The following is an 18,254-nucleotide window of genomic DNA, read 5'->3' as shown; positions in this document are numbered from 1 at the left end:
ACAGCATTAATGTCAAATGGAGAAACAAAAGAAGTAACGGCGGATGAAGGCACGGTATATAAAAGTTATGACTTGAACCGAGCAGTTGTTAGCGAAGATGGTTCAATCCAGGTGCCAATAAATGCTCCATTAGGAGATGTAGGAATACGTGTGACCCATGGAGGGAAGTCGAAGACAGTAACAGTGACAATCCTAAGTGGCCCAACGTTAAATAGTTTAGAGGTGACACCAGAAAAAATAGAACTAGAACGTGGGAAAACATCACAAATAGGTGTAACAGCATTAATGTCAAATGGAGAAACAAAAGAAGTAACGGCGGATGAAGGCACGGTATATAAAAGTTATGACTTGAATCGAGCGGTAGTAAGCGAAGATGGTTTTATCGATGTGCCAATAAATGCCCCTTTAGGAGATGTAGGAATACGTGTAACCCATGGGGGGATATCCAAAATTATTACGATAAAAGTAATTAATCCAATATAAATATTACTAGAAGTAGTTTGTAAGTCTCCCACCAATTAAAAATTCAGCTAGACTCAAAAAAATTGGTAAGAATAATTATTCAAGCCTGTTTCTACAAAGGCTTGAATTATTTTCGTTGTAAAGCTGATTATAAATTAACTCTAAATAATATTTCTATTCTTCCGATATAACTTATAAAGCCCCGTTCGTTTAGGAGGAAACTATATGACCATAGATAAAATCTCTTCTAGTACAACGATGAACTTCAACAATGATTATTTCCAACAAAAAAAGTCTATAGAGACTGAAAGCAAAGGGGAGAACATAAATCCCCCTCAACAAGCAATCAAACAAAATGAAAAGCTAGACTCAAAAGAGAATGTCAAGCAGGTAATTAACAGCCTGAACAAATTTTTAGAGCCGAACAATACTTCTTTAAAATTTGAGCTGCACGAGGAGCTAAATGAATATTACGTCACAATCGTAAACGATGAGACACATGAGGTGGTTCGGGAGATTCCTTCTAAGAAAATACTAGACATATATGCAGCAATGACGGAGTTTCTTGGCTTTGTCGTAGATAAAAAGATTTAAAGGTGGTGAGCACCAATGGTGAGAATTGGTGGATTAGCGAGTGGGATGGATATAGACTCAATTGTTAAAGATTTAATGAAAGCCGAACGTATCCCATTAGATAAGATGCAACAAAAAAAGCAATATCTGGAATGGCAACGTGATGATTATCGGGACATGAACAAGCAATTACTTGATTTTGATACGTTCATTTTTGATAAATTAATGATGAAAACGACTTATACGAAAAAAAACATAACGAGTTCAAATGATGCGGCAGTTTCAGCTCGGAGTATAAGTGCAACTAACGAAATTTCTGGATCTATCACTGTGTCACAGCTTGCGAAAGGTGCTTCGATGCAAAGTGCATCTAATACCGGATTTAAACTAGATCAAAAATTAAGTGACTTAGCTTTAGCTGATAACTCTATTACAATTAAGGCAATAAAAAAGGACGGAACATTTGATGAAGTTGGTTACACTATAACTTTTGACCCTGCACAGGAAACTATTAACTCTCTTATTAGTAAAATAAACTCTAACACAGGAGTTAGTGCGTTTTTTGATAGTGTCACAGGGAAAATTTCCCTCACCACTAAATATACGGGAGATGCTAAGGATGCAACAGGGAATGACCAACCTGAGATTCAGTTAAGTGGTGATTTTTTTACTAAGTTACAGCTGGATACGGATAATATTGTGGCTCAGTCCTTCCTAAGAGGGTCTATCGGTCAGGATGCCAAATTTAATTACAATGGATTAGAAACATCCCGAAGTTCAAATACCTTCCAAATTAATGGTTATGAATATACCTTAAAGCAAGTAACAGGAGATCCTGTAACCTTTTCTTCTTCTCCTGATGTCGATTCAATCCTATCTACAATTGTTACGTTCGTCGATAAATACAATGAATTAATTGGAAATATCAACTCAAAAACAATTGAAAAGCCGAATCGTAATTATCAGCCACTTACGGATGCTCAGAAAGAGGATATGACTGAAGAGCAAATTGAAAAATGGGAAAAAGAAGCACGTAAAGGAACGCTTTATCGTGACTCTATTCTCATATCCAGTACAACTATAATGAGGCAGCAATTATATTCGAATGTTTCTGGTTTAAGCTCTGATTTTAATCAACTATCGGATATCGGTATTACAACTTCTAAAAACTATATGGACAAAGGGAAGTTGATTATTGACGAAGGCAAGCTTCGTGAAGCTATCTCCAATAATCCAAATGGCATTTATGAGCTATTCCAAAAAGATGGAACCACAACAGAAGAAAAAGGACTTGCGAGAAGACTTAGGGATTCAATAAAAGAATCAATGAATGGAATAGAGCTAAAAGCAGGAAAAGCCTATTCAAATAATAATACTTTTACGATTGGTCGAAATCTCGATAATATGGACGATCGTATAGACAGTTTTGAGGCACGATTACTCAAAATTGAGGATCGCTATTGGCGTCAATTTACGGAAATGGAAAAGGCTATTCAGAAGGCTAACTCACAAGCAGCTTACTTAATGCAGCAATTTAGCTATTAAAAGGGAGTGTAAGAAATGGCGATAAGTAACCCATATCAAGCGTACCAATCAAATACCGTCACAACAGCTTCGCCTGGAGAGCTAACTTTAATGCTGTATAACGGTTGTTTGAAATTTATTAAGCTTTCTCGAAAAGCCATTGAAGAAAAAAATCTTCAAGAGAAAAATACAAACCTTCAAAAGGCGCAAAATATCATTAGAGAACTGATGGTTTCACTAGATCCAAATGTTGAAGTATCGAAAACTATGATGACCATGTATGACTATATCAATCGCCGACTAATCGAGGTTAATATTAAAAATGACTTAGAGATTCTATCTGAAGTTGAGGGGCTTGTTACCGAATTCCGAGACACATGGAAGGAAGTTATTCAAATTAACCGACAACGACAACATGCACAAGGCGGAAAAGTATAGTGAGTACACTAGACTCTCTTTTTATGGTTACAGAAGAACTATTAGACCTTCTTTCACTACCAATAGAAAAAGAGAAGCGGGAAGAGGCAATTGAAAGAATTAATTCTTTACTAGATTCAAGGGATAACCTGATTGCAGATATTAAGCCACCATATACAGAAAAAGAAAAACAATTAGGTGCTGAAATAGTCCGTATGAACAAAATCATTGATGCTAAACTAGCAGAAATCAAACTTGAGATCCAGACGGATTTAGCCCTAGTAAAAAAAGGTAAGACAATTTCGAAAAAATATACGAATCCTTATCAAGTAGGACCAGCAGATGGAATGTTTTTTGATAAAAGAAAATAGAGTTGCAACCGAGTAGTGCATTTGCTACTCGGTTTATTTTGTTAGATTTTTCTGTTTAATAAGGATAAATTGACTGCAACTAGTAAAATAGACCTTCTCAAAACGTTAGTAAAATAGTATGATAATAGGTAATGAATAACAAAAAACCAAAGTGAAAAAGGCAAACTATGGGAAATCATAGGACGCAAAGCCAAGGGCCTGACCCACAATCAGTGGATGGTAGCCGGTTGCCACAAGGAATCATAGTCTATGTACCTATGAACCTTGTATGAGGTTCTTTTTCTTTTGGCTTTTTTTAGAAAGGTAGGACTAAAGAATGAAGAAAATCTTGAAGAGAAATGTCACTATTCTTGCATTGCTTATAATGGTTGTTCAATTATTCTTCCCATTCGGCAATGCACTCGCTTATGGTAGCATGCTGCCACCAAGCGATATTTCGTATCAGGAGGTAACTCCAGATGATATTAAACTCAGTTGGAATTCTGTGTATGGCGCAACAGGATACAATATTTACGAAATTACCGAGGGACAACTCATTTTAAAACAAAAGGTAACTACTAATAACTATCTATTGAAGGACCTCGCAGAAGGAACCTATACATTTGTCATTTCAACTTTAAATTCAGATGGTGAGTCTGGACCAAGTGCACCGATTAGTTTTACGGTTACATACCCAGATATGGTCGCGCCATCAAAGCTTTCTTATAAAATTTCGAACGGAAACAATGTTGTCTTATCCTGGGATGCAGTTAAATATGCGGAAGTCTATAATCTCTATCAGGTTTCCGAGAAAGGACAGTTTACGTTACTAGACTCTCCAACAAAGAATACTTACACAATTACGAATGCCGCAGAAGGAACCTATCAATATGCTGTGTCTGCTGCAAACGTATTATATGGAGAATCTCCTGCTTCAGCACCTATCCTTGCTGAGGTGGTTCATCCAATAATGGTAACACCAAGTAATTTCAAATACTCTATTACAAATGGCAATGACGTTACTTTCAGTTGGTCATCCGTTCCTTATTCAACAGAATATAGACTATATGAAATTACCGAAAATGGTAAAGAGCTTGTTGGAACAACAACTAATACGTCTATTAAACTATCAAATGTTGCACCGGGCAGCTATAAGTATGAAGTTCAAGCATTTAGTGATCGCTTTGGTGAATCCACCGGTGGAGATGAATTAACCGTTGTTTTGGATGAAATCACCATGGAGGCTCCAGCAAATTTTTCATATCAATTATTAAACCAAAATGATATAAAGCTAACTTGGGATCCTACTCCAAATGCTAAAGAATATAAAATCTATCAAATCATTGATGGTGAAAAAGTTTTAAAAAGTACAGTTTCAAATACGTCCATCACTTATTCTAAGGTGGAAGCCGGTGAATATGAATTTATAATCCATTCCTACAATGATAGATTTGGAGAGTCATTGGTGGGTGCGAGTGTTTCATTAACGATAGATCATGTTGAAATGCAGGCACCTAGCAAAGTAACCTCCTATGTAAAAAATGGTAATGATGTTGTATTGGAATGGGAACCAACTTCTAATACGACCAATTATTATGTTTACCAAGTAAAAGATGATGGCTCTAAGGTTAGAGTAAGAATATTATCAAATACGTCTACTACGACATCTTTTGTAAACATGGCAGAAGGAAACTACAAATATGTAGTCCACTCCTATTCATCAAGGTTCGGTGAATCAGTGGAGGGAACCGAAACAGCTATTTCAGTTGTTCACCCTGAAATGGCTGCACCAACTAATGTTACAAAGACCATTAAGAGTGAAACATCATTTAGTCTGGAATGGGATACAGTTGAGTATGCAACATCCTATATCATTTATCAGATTGAAAACGGTGAAAAAATTAATAAGATAACTACAACTTCAACAAGCAGAACCTTCTCCAATATGTCTGCTGGAGAATACACCTATGAGATTTACTCTGTTTCTTCTAAATTTGGTGAATCTAAAGTAGGAACTCAAGTAAGTGTCACAGTTGAGGGACTGACAATTAAAGCACCTACAGAGTTAAAGTATGAAATTAAAAACGGAAATGATATTTATCTATCATGGAAAGTCGCAGAATTTGCGACAAATTATAATGTTTATCAGGTTATTGAAGGAGAAAAAATTCTTGTAAGAAATGTAACGTCAAGTTCAATATCTATCTCGAACCAACCTGAGGGCAACTACCATTTCGAGGTTCATTCAAACTCTACGATTCATGGCGAATCTAAGTTTGGAACTGAGATATCTATAACCTTGGTACATCCAGAAATGGAGAACCCAGCAAATCTTAACCATGAAGTTCTGAATGGAAATGATATAAAACTTTCTTGGGAAAAGGCAGATTTTGCTGATTCTTACAATGTGTATGAGGTAATAGGTGACCAAAAGGATTTAGTGAAAAATATCACTTCGAATTCATATCAAATAACCAATGTAACTGAAGGAAAACATTCCTATATTGTCCATTCTGTAAGTAAACGTTTTGGGGAATCTGTAGAGGGTAGCTTTGTTTCTTTAGAAGTGGTATACCCAATTATGCAGGCACCTGAAAACTTATCAACGAATATTTTGAATGGTAATGACATTCAATTAAAGTGGACCTCATCTACTTACGCCAAGTCTTACAATATCTATCAAATTAAAGATGGCGAAAAGGTGTTACAAAGAACCATAACCGGAACTAGTGTAACTTTCTCAAATCAACCTGAAGGTGACTACGAATACGAGGTCCACTCATTTAGTGACCGCTTTGGAGAATCTCCAGAAAGTAGTGAGGTTTCGCTTACTTTGGTTCATCCAATTATGCAGGCACCTGAAAATGTGACAAGCAGTATTTCAAACGGAAATAATATTGTTCTCAAGTGGAATAGTGCAGAGTTTGCATCAGGATACAATGTGTATCAGATGATCGATGGAGAAAAGGTATTCCAACGAAAGGTTAGCGGTACATCATTTACATTTAGTAATATGCCAGAAGGCGACTATGAATATGTTGTACATTCTTATAGTGACCGTTTTGGAGAGTCACAAGAAAGTAATTCAATAAAGCTAACTCTTATCTGGCCAGAGGTACAGCCTACTCAACTAGGGGGAGTAGTTAATGATGTAAACAATATTACGCTAACATGGTCAGCTGCTGAGTGGGCAAATAGATATCGCGTGTACCAAATAACAGATGATAGTCGTAAGCAAATATATGATGGTACAGCAAGAAACTTGAAAGTTTATAATTTAACCGAAGATACTCATTCCTTTGAAGCAGTCGCTTATCATACTACGTTTGGTGAAGCTGTACCATCAAACCAGATTACAGAAAATATCATTTATCCGATCATGCAACCTCCTGTCGCAAGCTTGATGTTATTGAGCGACACAAGTGCAAGAATTACGTGGGATTTTGTAACCTATGCAAATGGTTATAACATTTATGAAATTATTGATGGTGAGCCAATTTTAATAGCTGAAAAGGTTAATAATCTATCTTATACGATCAATAATCTTTCATATGCAAACCATGAATATGTTGTAACTTCTGTTAGTAATTCATTTGGAGAGTCAGATCCTTCAAACGTAGTACTTGCAAAATTAATTATCGATGAAGAAGCACCTGTTACATCAATTGATGCACCGACTGATTGGGTTAATGGCAGTGCTGATGTAACATTAGCAGCTACTGATAATGAAGTAGGGGTTGAAAAAACATTCTATTCTCTAGATAATGGAGTATTCGTTGAGGGAACTTCATTCAAGATCGAAGAGGAAGGGATACACAAGGTTTCCTATTACTCTGTTGATAAGGTCGGTAATACGGAAAAAGTAAAAACAGTTGAAGTGAAAATAGACAAAACAAAACCAACAACATTATCAAATGTAGAAGATGCTTGGAACAATAAGGACTTCCTAGTAGAACTAACAGCTTCCGACAACTTAAGTGGTGTTGCTGAAACTTTCTATTCCTATGACGGTCTTATTTTTGTAGAAGGTTCAGGCTTCATTGTTAAAGAAGAAGCAGTAAACAATATTTATTTCTATAGTATTGACGAAGCTGGAAATAAAGAAGAGGTCCAAACAGTTGAAGTTAAAGTGGACAAAACAGCGCCAGATACAGCATCTAATGTAGAAGATGTATGGTCTAACAAAGACGTCCAGGTTGAGTTCAGTACAACTGACAACTTAAGTGGCGTAGCGCAAACATTCTATTCCATAAATGGATCTGACTTTATAAAGGGTACAAGCTTAACTATAAGTGAAGAAGGAATAAACGAAGTTTCTTACTACAGTGTAGATGTTGCAGGAAACGTTGAAGAAGCTCAAACAGCACAAGTTAAAATCGACAAAACAGCACCAAAAACAACTTCCAATGTAGAAGATGTATGGTCTAACAAAGACGTCCAGGTTGAGTTCAGTACAACTGACAACTTAAGTGGCGTAGCTAAGACATTCTATTCTGTAAATGGTTCTGATTTTGTAGAAGGTACCAACATCACTGTAAGTGAAGAAGGAATAACTGAGGTTTCTTACTACAGTGTAGATGTTGCGGGAAATGTTGAAGATGTTCAAACCGTACAGGTCAAAATCGACAAAACTGCACCAACCATTGAACTAGACGTTGCAGACGAATATTCGTTAGGAACAGATTTAAAATTGGCTTATAAAGCAGCTGATAATCTATCTGGAATCGCACATGAACAAATGACCGTTAACGGGACAGTTGTTCTAAACGGTGGAAATGTTTCATTCGATCAACCAGGCCAATATGTTATTGAGATTGAAGCAACAGATCATGCGGGATGGACAACAAAGGTTACAAAAACAATCCTTGTTTATATTCCAGCATCTGTTGAAGTATTGCCTAAGGTGATGAATGGAAACAAAGGTGATTTCACGGTTCAAGTGTCATTACCAATGGGTTATAGCGCTAAAGATTTTGATTTAGATGAAGTGACACTTAATGGAGTGTCAGCTCTTACATCCAATAAAGGCTATTACCAGCAAGCGAAGAAAGGCCAGTTCAAGTTTGAACGACAAGACTTCTTCTGGGTTCGTGGTCAAATAATGATGAACTTCGAAGGTAAACTTGGAGATTTCGTTGTTAAAGGTCAAGCAGATGTAAAAGTAATTAAATAATTTTTCAGAGGGCATCCCAAAAAAATGGATGCCCTTTTTTAGTGCAAAAGATAAATATCCCTAAATACCCAATATTCCTCCCACATTTTGGACATACTACTATTGAAGAATTCTTCAAGCACTTTCACCTTAGAATCCACACAAGTACCATTCATAACTCACCTTAGACATGCATATATTTTTATTCCTACACATATTGTTTACAAATTTACATTCACAACATAATAATTGGAAAAGCTGGTGACATCATGTGGGATAACCTACCTGTCCCTGTGTCCCAGAACAGCGCGGGACAACGTGTTCTTTCCCGCATCCAACAACGTTAATAAATTCACAATTTCTTCAAATTTCCTTTACAAAAAAGCAGGAATTGGGGAGGTGTTTGTGGAATTAGTTATTATAACCTTAAATCAAATAGGGTTATATTGTTACACAGGTTGGATACCCTAAAAAGGGTCTTGGCTGTGTCCAATGCATTATAAGGACTAGCGAATGCTAGTCGAGTTAAAAGGAGGAGTTCATGTATGAATTACAACGTTCGTGGTGAAAACATTGAGGTAACTCCAGCATTACGAGAGTATGTTGAGAAGAAACTTGGCAAGCTTGAACGGTATTTTGAAAACACTCCGGATGCAAATGTAAATGTTAACTTAAAAGTGAATAATGCAAAGGATCAAAGAATAGAGGTAACGGTTCCGATGCCGCAGCTTGTGCTTCGCGGAGAGGAGTCTCATGAGGATATGTACGCAGCGATTGACCTTGTGACTGACAAGCTTGAGCGTCAAATTCGCAAGTATAAAACAAAAGTCAACCGCAAGCTTCGTGAAAAGGGTTCTACCAAGAGCATGTTTAATGGTGGAACAGGAACTGCAACAGCAGTTCAAGAAGCGGAGGATGAGGATTACGAATTAGTTCGTACGAAGCGTTTTGATTTGAAACCGATGGATAGTGAGGAAGCGATTCTGCAAATGAATATGCTCGGTCACAACTTCTTCGTATTCACAAACGCCGAGACGAATACAACCAATGTCGTGTATCGCCGTAAAGATGGCAAATACGGCATCATCGAACCAAACTAAATTACGATTTCCCAAGAGTGCAGTCTGAATCCAGGCTGCCTCTTTTTTGAAAAAATGTACAACGTTTTACTGACCGGCTCTAGGACGATTGGCTCTCCGACTTGCCAATCATTTCAGGAATTTTCCCAACGTTCGTCCTATAATTCATGCCGATAGACAGATGAATTGTTTTTTTCTTTAAAAATAGTGGGAATCCCCCATAGCCAAAATCTTTCACATCGTAGATAATACAAATGCACAGGTAACTCGTAAGCCACCGATTTTCCCAGGCGGTAAGAACTGTGACTAGATGGGGAATAGTCATTGTCCCACATCAGGTGATGGTCGACGTTACCATTTCTTGTGCGTCAAAAACCTATAATTTGAAGTTTCACTTTATAAAAAAAGCAGGGATATCTATGATTAACATTCTACAACCAACTCTTTCCAATATTGCTGTTATTTTGTTCATGTATTTATGCATCAGCATCCTGGTGACGAATCGAAAATCGATGAATAAGTATCTCTTTTCAGCGGGTGTTCTTATTCTTATCTCGGCATGCGTGATTTCTCTTTTTTATTTGCCAATCCGCTATGATGGGTACAAGTTTGATCTTCGCCTTGTACCTTTGGTGATCTTCTCCATCTTGTTCGGATGGAAGCATGCGATTCCTGCCCTTGTTATTGCGGTTAGCTGGAGGCTCGGTATGGGTGGAGTGGGAGCTTGGCCTGGCGTGGTATTCGGCATGATTCTACCTGTTTTACTGGCCCTTCTTTTTCATAAAAAGGATCGAGCGATGCCAAACCCACTTGCCTTGTTTTTACTAATGACAGCGTGCTGGCTGATCTCAGACTTGCCGATTCTGTTTCTTATTCCAAATGGCGCGGATGTGTTCGGTGAAATCTATCTTATCCGGATATTGGGACTTCAAGTGTCTGCGTTTATACTGTATTTTTTCATTTTTCAACTGGACCGAGAAGTGGTGTTAAAGAGAAGACTCCGGTTTTATGCGGAACGCGACCCTTTGACTGGGCTTTATAATATGCGTTATGTGGAGAATTATATTAAAAATGGGACAAGCTCTCGTCAAACGTATATTGTGATGATTGATGTGGATCATTTTAAGAGAATCAATGATACGTTCGGTCATCTTCATGGTGATTCAGTGTTAAAAAATGTAGCAGCAACCTTAATGAGACTTGTTCCACCACACCATTCCTTACTTGGGCGTTATGGGGGTGAGGAGTTTATTCTGTTTTTAGAGGCTGACTCAAAGGAAAGCCTGATGAGCATTGTTTCTGGGATTCGTAGCGGGATTGAACATACCCCGTTTTATGTGGAGGACCAGAAGCTTCAGGTCACAGTATCGATTGGCGTTTCTGAGCTCAAGGACCCTACAGGACTCTATCAAGCTATTGAAAAAGCAGACAACTCCTTGTATGCGTCAAAGCAAAATGGTCGGAATCAAATTAGTTATGCGATTTAACTGTAAAATAGTTTCCTTTTACAGCTCTTTTTGTTACCATTTTTATAGGAAAATACAATTATACTAATATTCTAATTTCATGTTCTGCCAAGGAGTGTAATGGATGGCATATTTACGTATTAAGGACCCCAAGCAGCTAGCGCAAATTTCACTAACGGGTTTAACGGAAGAGTCGCTAGAATTAATCCATCGTCATAAGGATTTACTACTTCCTTTGGTTGATGAAATTGTAGATGAGCTGTATGACGAAATTTATCGAGTTGACCATTTGAAGAACATTATCGATAACCACTCGAGCCTTGAACGGCTTAAGGCGGCACAGCGTCATTACTTAAAGCAGGTTTTCTCGCCAATCATTGATGATACCTATACACATAATCGCTTTTTAATTGGAAAAGCTCACTCCAAAATTGGATTGGACTTGCCGTGGTTTATTTCAACAAATCGTCGCTATTGCCAAATCATCTCGAAGTTACTTGGCGATTTGCTGCCAGGGGACGAAGCGATACGTTTGTTAAATGCCATTGAGGCAACACTAAATTTTGATATGCAAATGACAGTGGATGCTTATAATGAGGTTGAATTAGATAAAGCCTTATATCCGTTACGCTATGAATTTCGTCATCTCGAAAAAAAGTCAGGATTGACGGACGAGGATTTCGATATTTTGGATGCCTATAGTGGGTTACTGACATTTCGTTTAAATGAAATGATTAATCGTTATAAAAATGTTTTAACAAAAAGGGTTCCGCAGGATAGTACGAAATTTATGGATTCATTTATTCCATACATCAAAAGCTTTCTTAAACAATTTTTCTATGAAAAAATGTACCGGGATGAAGCTGCTTGTTATCGAATCATTCGGGATTGGACGCGAAGTATAAATGAACATCATGTCAATGACCATCTATTAACCTCGCTTGTGGACACAATGAATGAGGTATTTCGAGATGTTTTTCAGGAAAAAATGCAAAGGAATGAAAAAGGTGTTTCTTTGTTTTTAGCTTCCTTTGAAAGGTATTCACGGTTTATCCTTTCAGTTATAAAAGAGTTTCTTAAACCGTATCGCTTTTTGCATACATATAGCTTTCTTAATATTTATTCCTATGAAATTAGTACGTTCGATTTTGGTAAGTTAACTTGGATTGATGAAAAAGCTAGTAAGTTGCTTGAGAATAGAGGAGTAGGTGCTTCAGATAGTATTGGTAAGCGCTGTTATGAAGTGTTTTATGATCGTGTTCTACCCTGTATTGGATGCCCGGCAAAGGTCACCAATATCAATGAATCTGTGTTAACGACACGTGAAAGCGGAGGGGAATCCTCTTATTATAAAACGTGGCGTTTTAAACAGTCTCGACTTGCTGAACTCGATCATCTCTTGCTTGTTAGTCAAGATATAACGGAGGATGCCAAAGTGATATTTGATACGGTTGAAAGTTTACTTGATCTTGCTGAATATCGAGATGACGACACCGGCCAACATGTCAACCGGATTGGTGTGCTAGCGGCTAAGCTTGCGGAATTAGCAGGATGCGATGAGAAATTTATTCAGGATATCGGGGTGGCAGCGAAATTTCATGATATTGGGAAAGTCGGAATCCCTGATTCGATTTTAAATAAGCCTGGAAAATTATCGAGTGAAGAATGGGAATCGATGAAAAAACATGTCCAGATTGGTCATCAAATTTTATCAAAGCTTGAATTGCCTGTGATTCAAATGGCTGCCAGTATTGCAAAAACCCATCATGAGCGCTGGGACGGTACGGGATATCCGAATCAATTAAAGGAAAAAGAAATTCCGTTAGAAGGTCGAATTGTTTCGATTGTGGATGTATTTGATGCGTTGTTATCCAAGCGTGCTTATAAAGAACCGTTCGCTCCGGAGAAAGTGAAGGAAATCATCGTGGAAGGAAAGGGATCCCATTTTGACCCTGAATTAACAGATTTATTTCTTTCGATGTGGGATGAGTTTTTAGAAATGCAACGTGAGAAGACGAATTTAAGTCAGTTTGTTTGATTTGTCGAGGTATCTTGTTGTTGATGACGGGATGCCTTTTTCTTATTTGTCTAGTTCCAGCGCCTAGCCCTTCGAGGTCACAAGCCAACCCAGCAAGAAGGTCAAAGAACAACCTTCATGCCGGCTCGTCTTGTGCTTGTCAGACTTGCACACGATGTGCTGACGTCTACGTTTGCCACAGGACGTGGCAGTATTTAGTAGACGATCAACTAAAAAGGCTTGCACTTTTCGTTTTTGTCGAATCCCATCAAATCGCGAAACCCGATAATATTTTACCCTTGTCTTATTTAGTGGTAAAATAGAAGATATTTATTTCATTAACGTTTTCAACAAAATCATTCAGCTCACAGCTGGTGTGAATTTTTACGATAGAGGAGCGTACATGATGCTTGGAATTTTAAACAAAGTTTTTGATCCAAACAAACGCACAATCAAGCGCTTGGAATCACTTGCCGATAAAATTGAGGCACTTCATCCTGAGATGGAGAAGCTTTCAGATGAGGCCCTTCGCAACAAAACCGAAGAGTTCAAGGAACGATATCAAAAAGGTGAAAAACTCGATGATTTACTAGTTGAAGCTTTCGCTGTTGTTCGTGAGGGAGCAAAGCGTGTGTTGGGTCTGCACCCATACCGCGTGCAGCTCATGGGGGGTATTTCCCTGCATGAAGGAAATATTTCTGAGATGAAGACAGGGGAAGGTAAAACTTTAACCTCCACGATGCCTGTTTATTTAAATGCGATCACAGGTAAAGGGGTTCACGTTGTTACTGTTAACGAATACCTTGCGAGCCGTGATGCGCACGAGATGGGCCAGCTTTATGAGTTTTTAGGATTGTCAGTTGGGTTGAACCTAAATTCCATGTCACGTGAGGAAAAAATAGAAGCGTACCGCGCTGATATTACCTACGGAACGAACAATGAGTTCGGTTTCGACTATCTTCGTGATAACATGGTCCTTTATAAGGAACAAATGGTACAGCGTCCGCTTTATTTTGCCGTAATTGACGAAGTTGACTCGATTTTAATTGATGAGGCGCGTACACCGTTGATTATTTCCGGTTCTGCTCAAAAATCGACTTCTCTTTACGTGCAGGCAAATGGATTTGTAACGACTCTTAAAAAAGAAGAAGACTACACGTACGATGAAAAAACAAAAGGTGTTCAACTTACGGAAGAAGGGATTTCAAAGGCTGAACGAGTGTTTGGCGTTGAGAACCTGTTTGATATTCAAAATGTGGCCTTGATTCACCATATCAACCAAGCGTTAAAAGCGAATGCAAGTATGCACCGTGATATTGACTATGTGGTTGAGGATGGACAAATCGTCATCGTTGACCAGTTCACAGGTCGTTTGATGAAGGGGCGCCGTTATAGTGAAGGCCTTCACCAAGCTATTGAGGCTAAGGAAGGCGTCGAAATTCAAAATGAAAGTATGACGCTTGCGACAATTACATTCCAGAACTATTTCCGTATGTATGAAAAGCTTTCAGGTATGACCGGTACGGCGAAGACTGAGGAAGAGGAATTCCGCAACATCTACAATATGAACGTTGTCGTAATTCCAACGAATCGTCCGATTGCCCGTGATGACCGTCCTGATTTAATTTATAAGTCAATTGAGGGCAAGTTCCGCGCGGTTGCTGAGGATATTGCGGAGCGCCATGCAAAGGGACAACCTGTTCTAGTTGGTACAGTTGCGATTGAAACGTCTGAAATTATTTCGAAGTTTTTATTGAAAAAAGGCGTAAAACATAATGTCTTGAACGCGAAAAACCATGCGCGTGAGGCGGAGATTATTGAGCAGGCTGGTCAACAGGGTGCGGTTACGATCGCTACTAACATGGCTGGTCGTGGTACGGACATCAAGCTTGGCGAAGGTGTGAAGGAGCTTGGCGGTCTTGCCGTTATTGGTACAGAGCGACATGAGAGCCGTCGTATCGACAACCAGCTTCGTGGACGTTCAGGTCGTCAAGGGGACCCTGGTGTGACTCAGTTCTATCTATCCATGGAAGATGAACTCATGCGCCGTTTCGGTTCTGACAATATGAAAAATATGATGGAGCGTCTTGGCATGGATGATTCCCAGCCAATCCAAAGTAAAATGGTCTCAAGAGCGGTTGAGTCTGCTCAAAAACGCGTTGAGGGCAATAACTTTGATGCTCGTAAACAGCTTTTACAATATGACGATGTACTTCGTCAGCAACGTGAGGTTATTTACAAGCAACGTTTCGAGGTTCTGGATTCCGAGAATCTTCGTGCCGTTGTAGAGAATATGATTAAGTCCTCCCTTGACCGCGTGGTTCAAGCTCACACACCAAAGGATGAGGTGGAGGAAGACTGGAACTACAAAGGCATTATTGATCATGTCAATGCGAACCTTTTAAATGAAGGCGACGTAACAGAGAACGACCTTCGTGGTAAAGAGCCAGAGGAAATATCCGAGCTCATTTTTGAAAAGGTGAAGGTGCGCTATGATGAAAAAGAAGCGCAAATCGAACCAGAACAAATGCGTGAGTTCGAACGTGTTGTTGTCCTTCGTGCCGTTGACAGCAAGTGGATGGACCACATCGACCAAATGGATCAGCTTCGTCAAGGTATCCATTTACGTGCGTACGGTCAAACGGACCCACTTCGCGAATACAATTTCGAGGGCTTTGCGATGTTTGAAAACATGGTCGCTTCAATTGAAGACGATGTAGCGAAGTTTGTGATGAAGGCGCAAATACGCAGCAATCTTCAACGTGAAGAAGTGGCGAAGGGCCATGCTGTTCAGCCAAAAGAAGGCGGAGAAGCAGAAAAGCCAAAGAAACGCCCCGTTCAAAAAGCCGTTAACATCGGTCGTAACGACCCTTGCTACTGCGGTAGTGGCTTGAAATTCAAAAATTGTCACGGTAAATAATGGGACATCCCAGCTATGAATAAATTTGGAAAGGGTGAGAGGTGGCTCTCACCTTTTCCTTCGAAATAAACCGGGACTTCTTGTGGGAAAATGAGTAAGATAATCAAGTGCGATTCATTATAATAGAATAGACTACATCTTGGAGGAAATTTTATGGAATTAGTAGATATTAAGCATGAACTTGACAAAATGGCTAAGAAATTAGCGGGCTTCAGGGGGTCTCTTTGACTTAGAGGCCAAACAAGCGCGTATCACTGAACTTGACGAAATTATGTCAATGCCTGATTTCTGGAATGACCAGAATGCCGCGCAAACCATCATCAACGAATCAAATGCCTTAAAAGATCAGGTCGTTGAATTTACAAATCTAAATGATGCTTATGAAAATTTAGAGCTTACCTATCAGCTTGTGAAGGAAGAGCCAGACGAAGATTTACAGGCAGAGCTTGATGAGGAAATTCAAGAATTGTCTAAGAGCGTAAGTGAATTTGAACTGCAGCTTCTTTTAAGCGAGCCTTATGATAAAAATAATGCGATCTTAGAACTACACCCAGGTGCGGGTGGAACGGAATCACAAGACTGGGGCTCCATGCTCCTTCGTATGTACACTCGTTGGGCCGAGAAAAAAGGCTTCAAGGTTGAAACATTGGACTATCTTCCTGGAGATGAGGCGGGGATTAAGAGTGTGACCCTTTTAATCAAAGGCCACAATGCTTATGGCTATTTGAAGGCTGAAAAAGGGGTGCACCGTCTCGTTCGTATTTCACCGTTCGATTCATCAGGTCGCCGTCACACTTCATTCGTGTCTTGTGAGGTTATGCCAGAGTTTAACGATGACATTGAAATTGACATTCGCAGTGAAGATTTAAAAATCGATACGTACCGCGCTAGTGGTGCGGGTGGTCAGCACATTAACACCACCGACTCAGCCGTTCGTATTACACACATCCCAACAAATACCGTTGTAACGTGTCAAACCGAACGTTCACAAATCAAAAACCGTGAGCAAGCGATGAAAATGTTGAAGTCTAAGTTGTATCAATTAGAAATTGAAAAACAACAAGCAGAACTAGACGAAATTCGCGGTGAACAAAAAGAAATCGGTTGGGGCAGTCAAATCCGTTCCTACGTTTTCCACCCATATTCCATGGTCAAAGACCACCGGACGAATGTGGAAGTTGGTAACACCGGAAGCGTCATGGACGGCGAAATTGATATGTTTATTGATGCATACTTGAGATCAAAATTGAATTAATATGATGGAGGGGCAGCCTTGGGGCTGCCCCTTTTGTGTGCTTTTTTGTGAGGAAGTACTATTGGCTGAAAACATGAAATATCAGCCGTAAATGAAATTTATTGTCCATAAAATCATGGATAACAGCCATAAAATTATTTTATTGACCGGTCGAATCCCCTTTGATTTTAAAGGTGGTATCTTTCTTTTGAAGTAGACAACAGGTTATATAATTCATACTCTTTTTCCAGTTCACTCAACGTCAACTCATACAAATGTTTGTCATTTTTTTTATAAATGCCTTGTTTAATTAGCTTGTTAATGAGGTCTTTCTTTTTGGACTGAACAGCATATCGTAAAAGGTTTCCCATTTTTATCACCTCAATTTTTAAAAAAAGCTGTAATTTCTTGATTTCTAGTAATCGATATATCTAGATTCGGTTTTTTGTGTATTTTCGTTGATTCTCGTGTTCGCTTCACTTAAAAGGTTAAAAACTCTATTCATTAGCCAAACAATACAAATGGAACCAAAGATATATGTGCTAAGGTAGCTAAAAATTGTCATCATAAAATATCCTCCATCATTTGTCCTTTTCTGCAAAAGTTGCTAAAAATAGTGAAGTTGGTTAGGGGCTTTATTGGAATTAGTGTTGATATTGGATCTGCTATACCCTTTACTCCTTTCCCTTTGACACTTGTCATTATAGACAAGCCCTTTTTGAAAATTTGTCGATTTATCTGGAAATACCAACTCTTAATTAAATTGTTATCCTTCCTTAATAAACGAAAAACTTGTAATTATCTTTGAAAGGACTTCTTCATTTTCAACAACCGAACATACCCCTTAAACAAGCGTTTGTTTGACCCCCACATCCAAATCAAACAAACGCTTGTTTGAATCTGCAATCCCATGCGCCACTTATACGTAACCGCTAAACAAACATACTAAGATTAGTAGTGCAGACCAAGGCATTGGTTCGCACTACTATTTTTTTATATAGTAGAAGTGAAGAATAGGTCGACAAACGTTTTGGGTCTTTGAATCCGCTAAAACAAACTG

At 38.7% G+C, this 18,254-nt stretch carries 13 protein-coding genes and 1 riboswitch; of the genes, 11 read left to right on the top strand and 2 right to left on the bottom strand.

Annotated features, from left to right (window positions below; translation table 11 throughout):
* From DZB84_RS25125 to prfB, 11 genes are all read left to right on the top strand, one after another.
* Positions 1-483, top strand: a 483-nt coding sequence (locus DZB84_RS25125) for a hypothetical protein (protein ID WP_189655361.1), incomplete at its 5' end; no start/stop codon positions are given.
* 204 nt (positions 484-687) lie between these two features.
* The gene (flaG, locus tag DZB84_RS24145) at positions 688-1,056 is read left to right on the top strand and encodes a flagellar protein FlaG (protein ID WP_116354841.1); all 369 of its coding nucleotides are present in this window, start codon (positions 688-690) and stop codon (positions 1,054-1,056) included.
* Between the two features lie 15 nt (positions 1,057-1,071).
* Complete coding sequence (locus DZB84_RS24140; RefSeq protein WP_116354840.1) at positions 1,072-2,580, top strand: flagellar hook-associated protein 2; 1,509 nt, start codon at positions 1,072-1,074, stop codon at positions 2,578-2,580.
* Positions 2,581-2,595: 15 nt separating this feature from the next.
* Positions 2,596-2,997 carry a flagellar export chaperone FliS gene (gene fliS / locus DZB84_RS24135; RefSeq protein WP_116354839.1) on the top strand — a complete coding sequence of 134 codons (402 nt, stop codon included), beginning with the start codon at positions 2,596-2,598 and terminating at the stop codon, positions 2,995-2,997.
* The gene (fliT, locus tag DZB84_RS24130) at positions 2,997-3,347 is read left to right on the top strand and encodes a flagellar protein FliT (protein WP_116354838.1); all 351 of its coding nucleotides are present in this window, start codon (positions 2,997-2,999) and stop codon (positions 3,345-3,347) included. The genes fliS and fliT overlap by 1 nt, the downstream gene beginning before the upstream one ends.
* A 149-nt stretch (positions 3,348-3,496) precedes the next feature.
* A riboswitch (cyclic di-GMP riboswitch) is annotated at positions 3,497-3,582 on the top strand.
* A gap of 81 nt (positions 3,583-3,663) precedes the next feature.
* Positions 3,664-8,499 (top strand): OmpL47-type beta-barrel domain-containing protein, encoded by a 4,836-nt coding sequence (locus tag DZB84_RS24125; protein ID WP_116354837.1) that lies wholly within the window; start codon positions 3,664-3,666, stop codon positions 8,497-8,499.
* A gap of 524 nt (positions 8,500-9,023) precedes the next feature.
* Entirely contained in the window at positions 9,024-9,578 is a 555-nt protein-coding gene (hpf, locus tag DZB84_RS24120) for a ribosome hibernation-promoting factor, HPF/YfiA family (protein ID WP_116354836.1), read from the top strand.
* A 398-nt stretch (positions 9,579-9,976) separates the two neighbouring features.
* Positions 9,977-11,044: a GGDEF domain-containing protein gene (locus DZB84_RS24115; RefSeq protein ID WP_189655360.1), complete on the top strand. Its 1,068-nt coding sequence runs from the start codon at positions 9,977-9,979 to the stop codon at positions 11,042-11,044.
* A 103-nt stretch (positions 11,045-11,147) separates the two neighbouring features.
* Positions 11,148-13,061: an HD domain-containing phosphohydrolase gene (locus tag DZB84_RS24110; protein WP_116354834.1), complete on the top strand. Its 1,914-nt coding sequence runs from the start codon at positions 11,148-11,150 to the stop codon at positions 13,059-13,061.
* A 385-nt stretch (positions 13,062-13,446) separates the two neighbouring features.
* Entirely contained in the window at positions 13,447-15,960 is a 2,514-nt protein-coding gene (secA, locus tag DZB84_RS24105) for a preprotein translocase subunit SecA (RefSeq protein WP_116354833.1), read from the top strand.
* A 153-nt stretch (positions 15,961-16,113) separates the two neighbouring features.
* A protein-coding gene (gene prfB, locus DZB84_RS24100) for a peptide chain release factor 2 (protein WP_116354832.1) occupies positions 16,114-17,215 on the top strand; the annotation gives its coding sequence in 2 pieces (ribosomal slippage) (positions 16,114-16,185 and positions 16,187-17,215; 1,101 coding nt in all).
* 167 nt (positions 17,216-17,382) lie between these two features.
* Here prfB and DZB84_RS24095 read toward each other — a convergent pair.
* Complete coding sequence (locus DZB84_RS24095) at positions 17,383-17,565, bottom strand: Fur-regulated basic protein FbpA (RefSeq protein ID WP_116354831.1); 183 nt, start codon at positions 17,563-17,565, stop codon at positions 17,383-17,385.
* Positions 17,566-17,609: 44 nt separating this feature from the next.
* Entirely contained in the window at positions 17,610-17,762 is a 153-nt protein-coding gene (locus DZB84_RS25120; protein WP_189655359.1) for a hypothetical protein, read from the bottom strand.
* Positions 17,763-18,254 lie beyond the last annotated feature (492 nt).

The organism is Bacillus sp. HNG (assembly GCF_003400205.1).
Lineage (GTDB): Bacteria > Bacillota > Bacilli > Bacillales > Bacillaceae_L > Ferdinandcohnia.
Note: the sequence above shows the minus strand (reverse complement) of the source record. Positions and strands in the feature narration are given on the sequence as shown.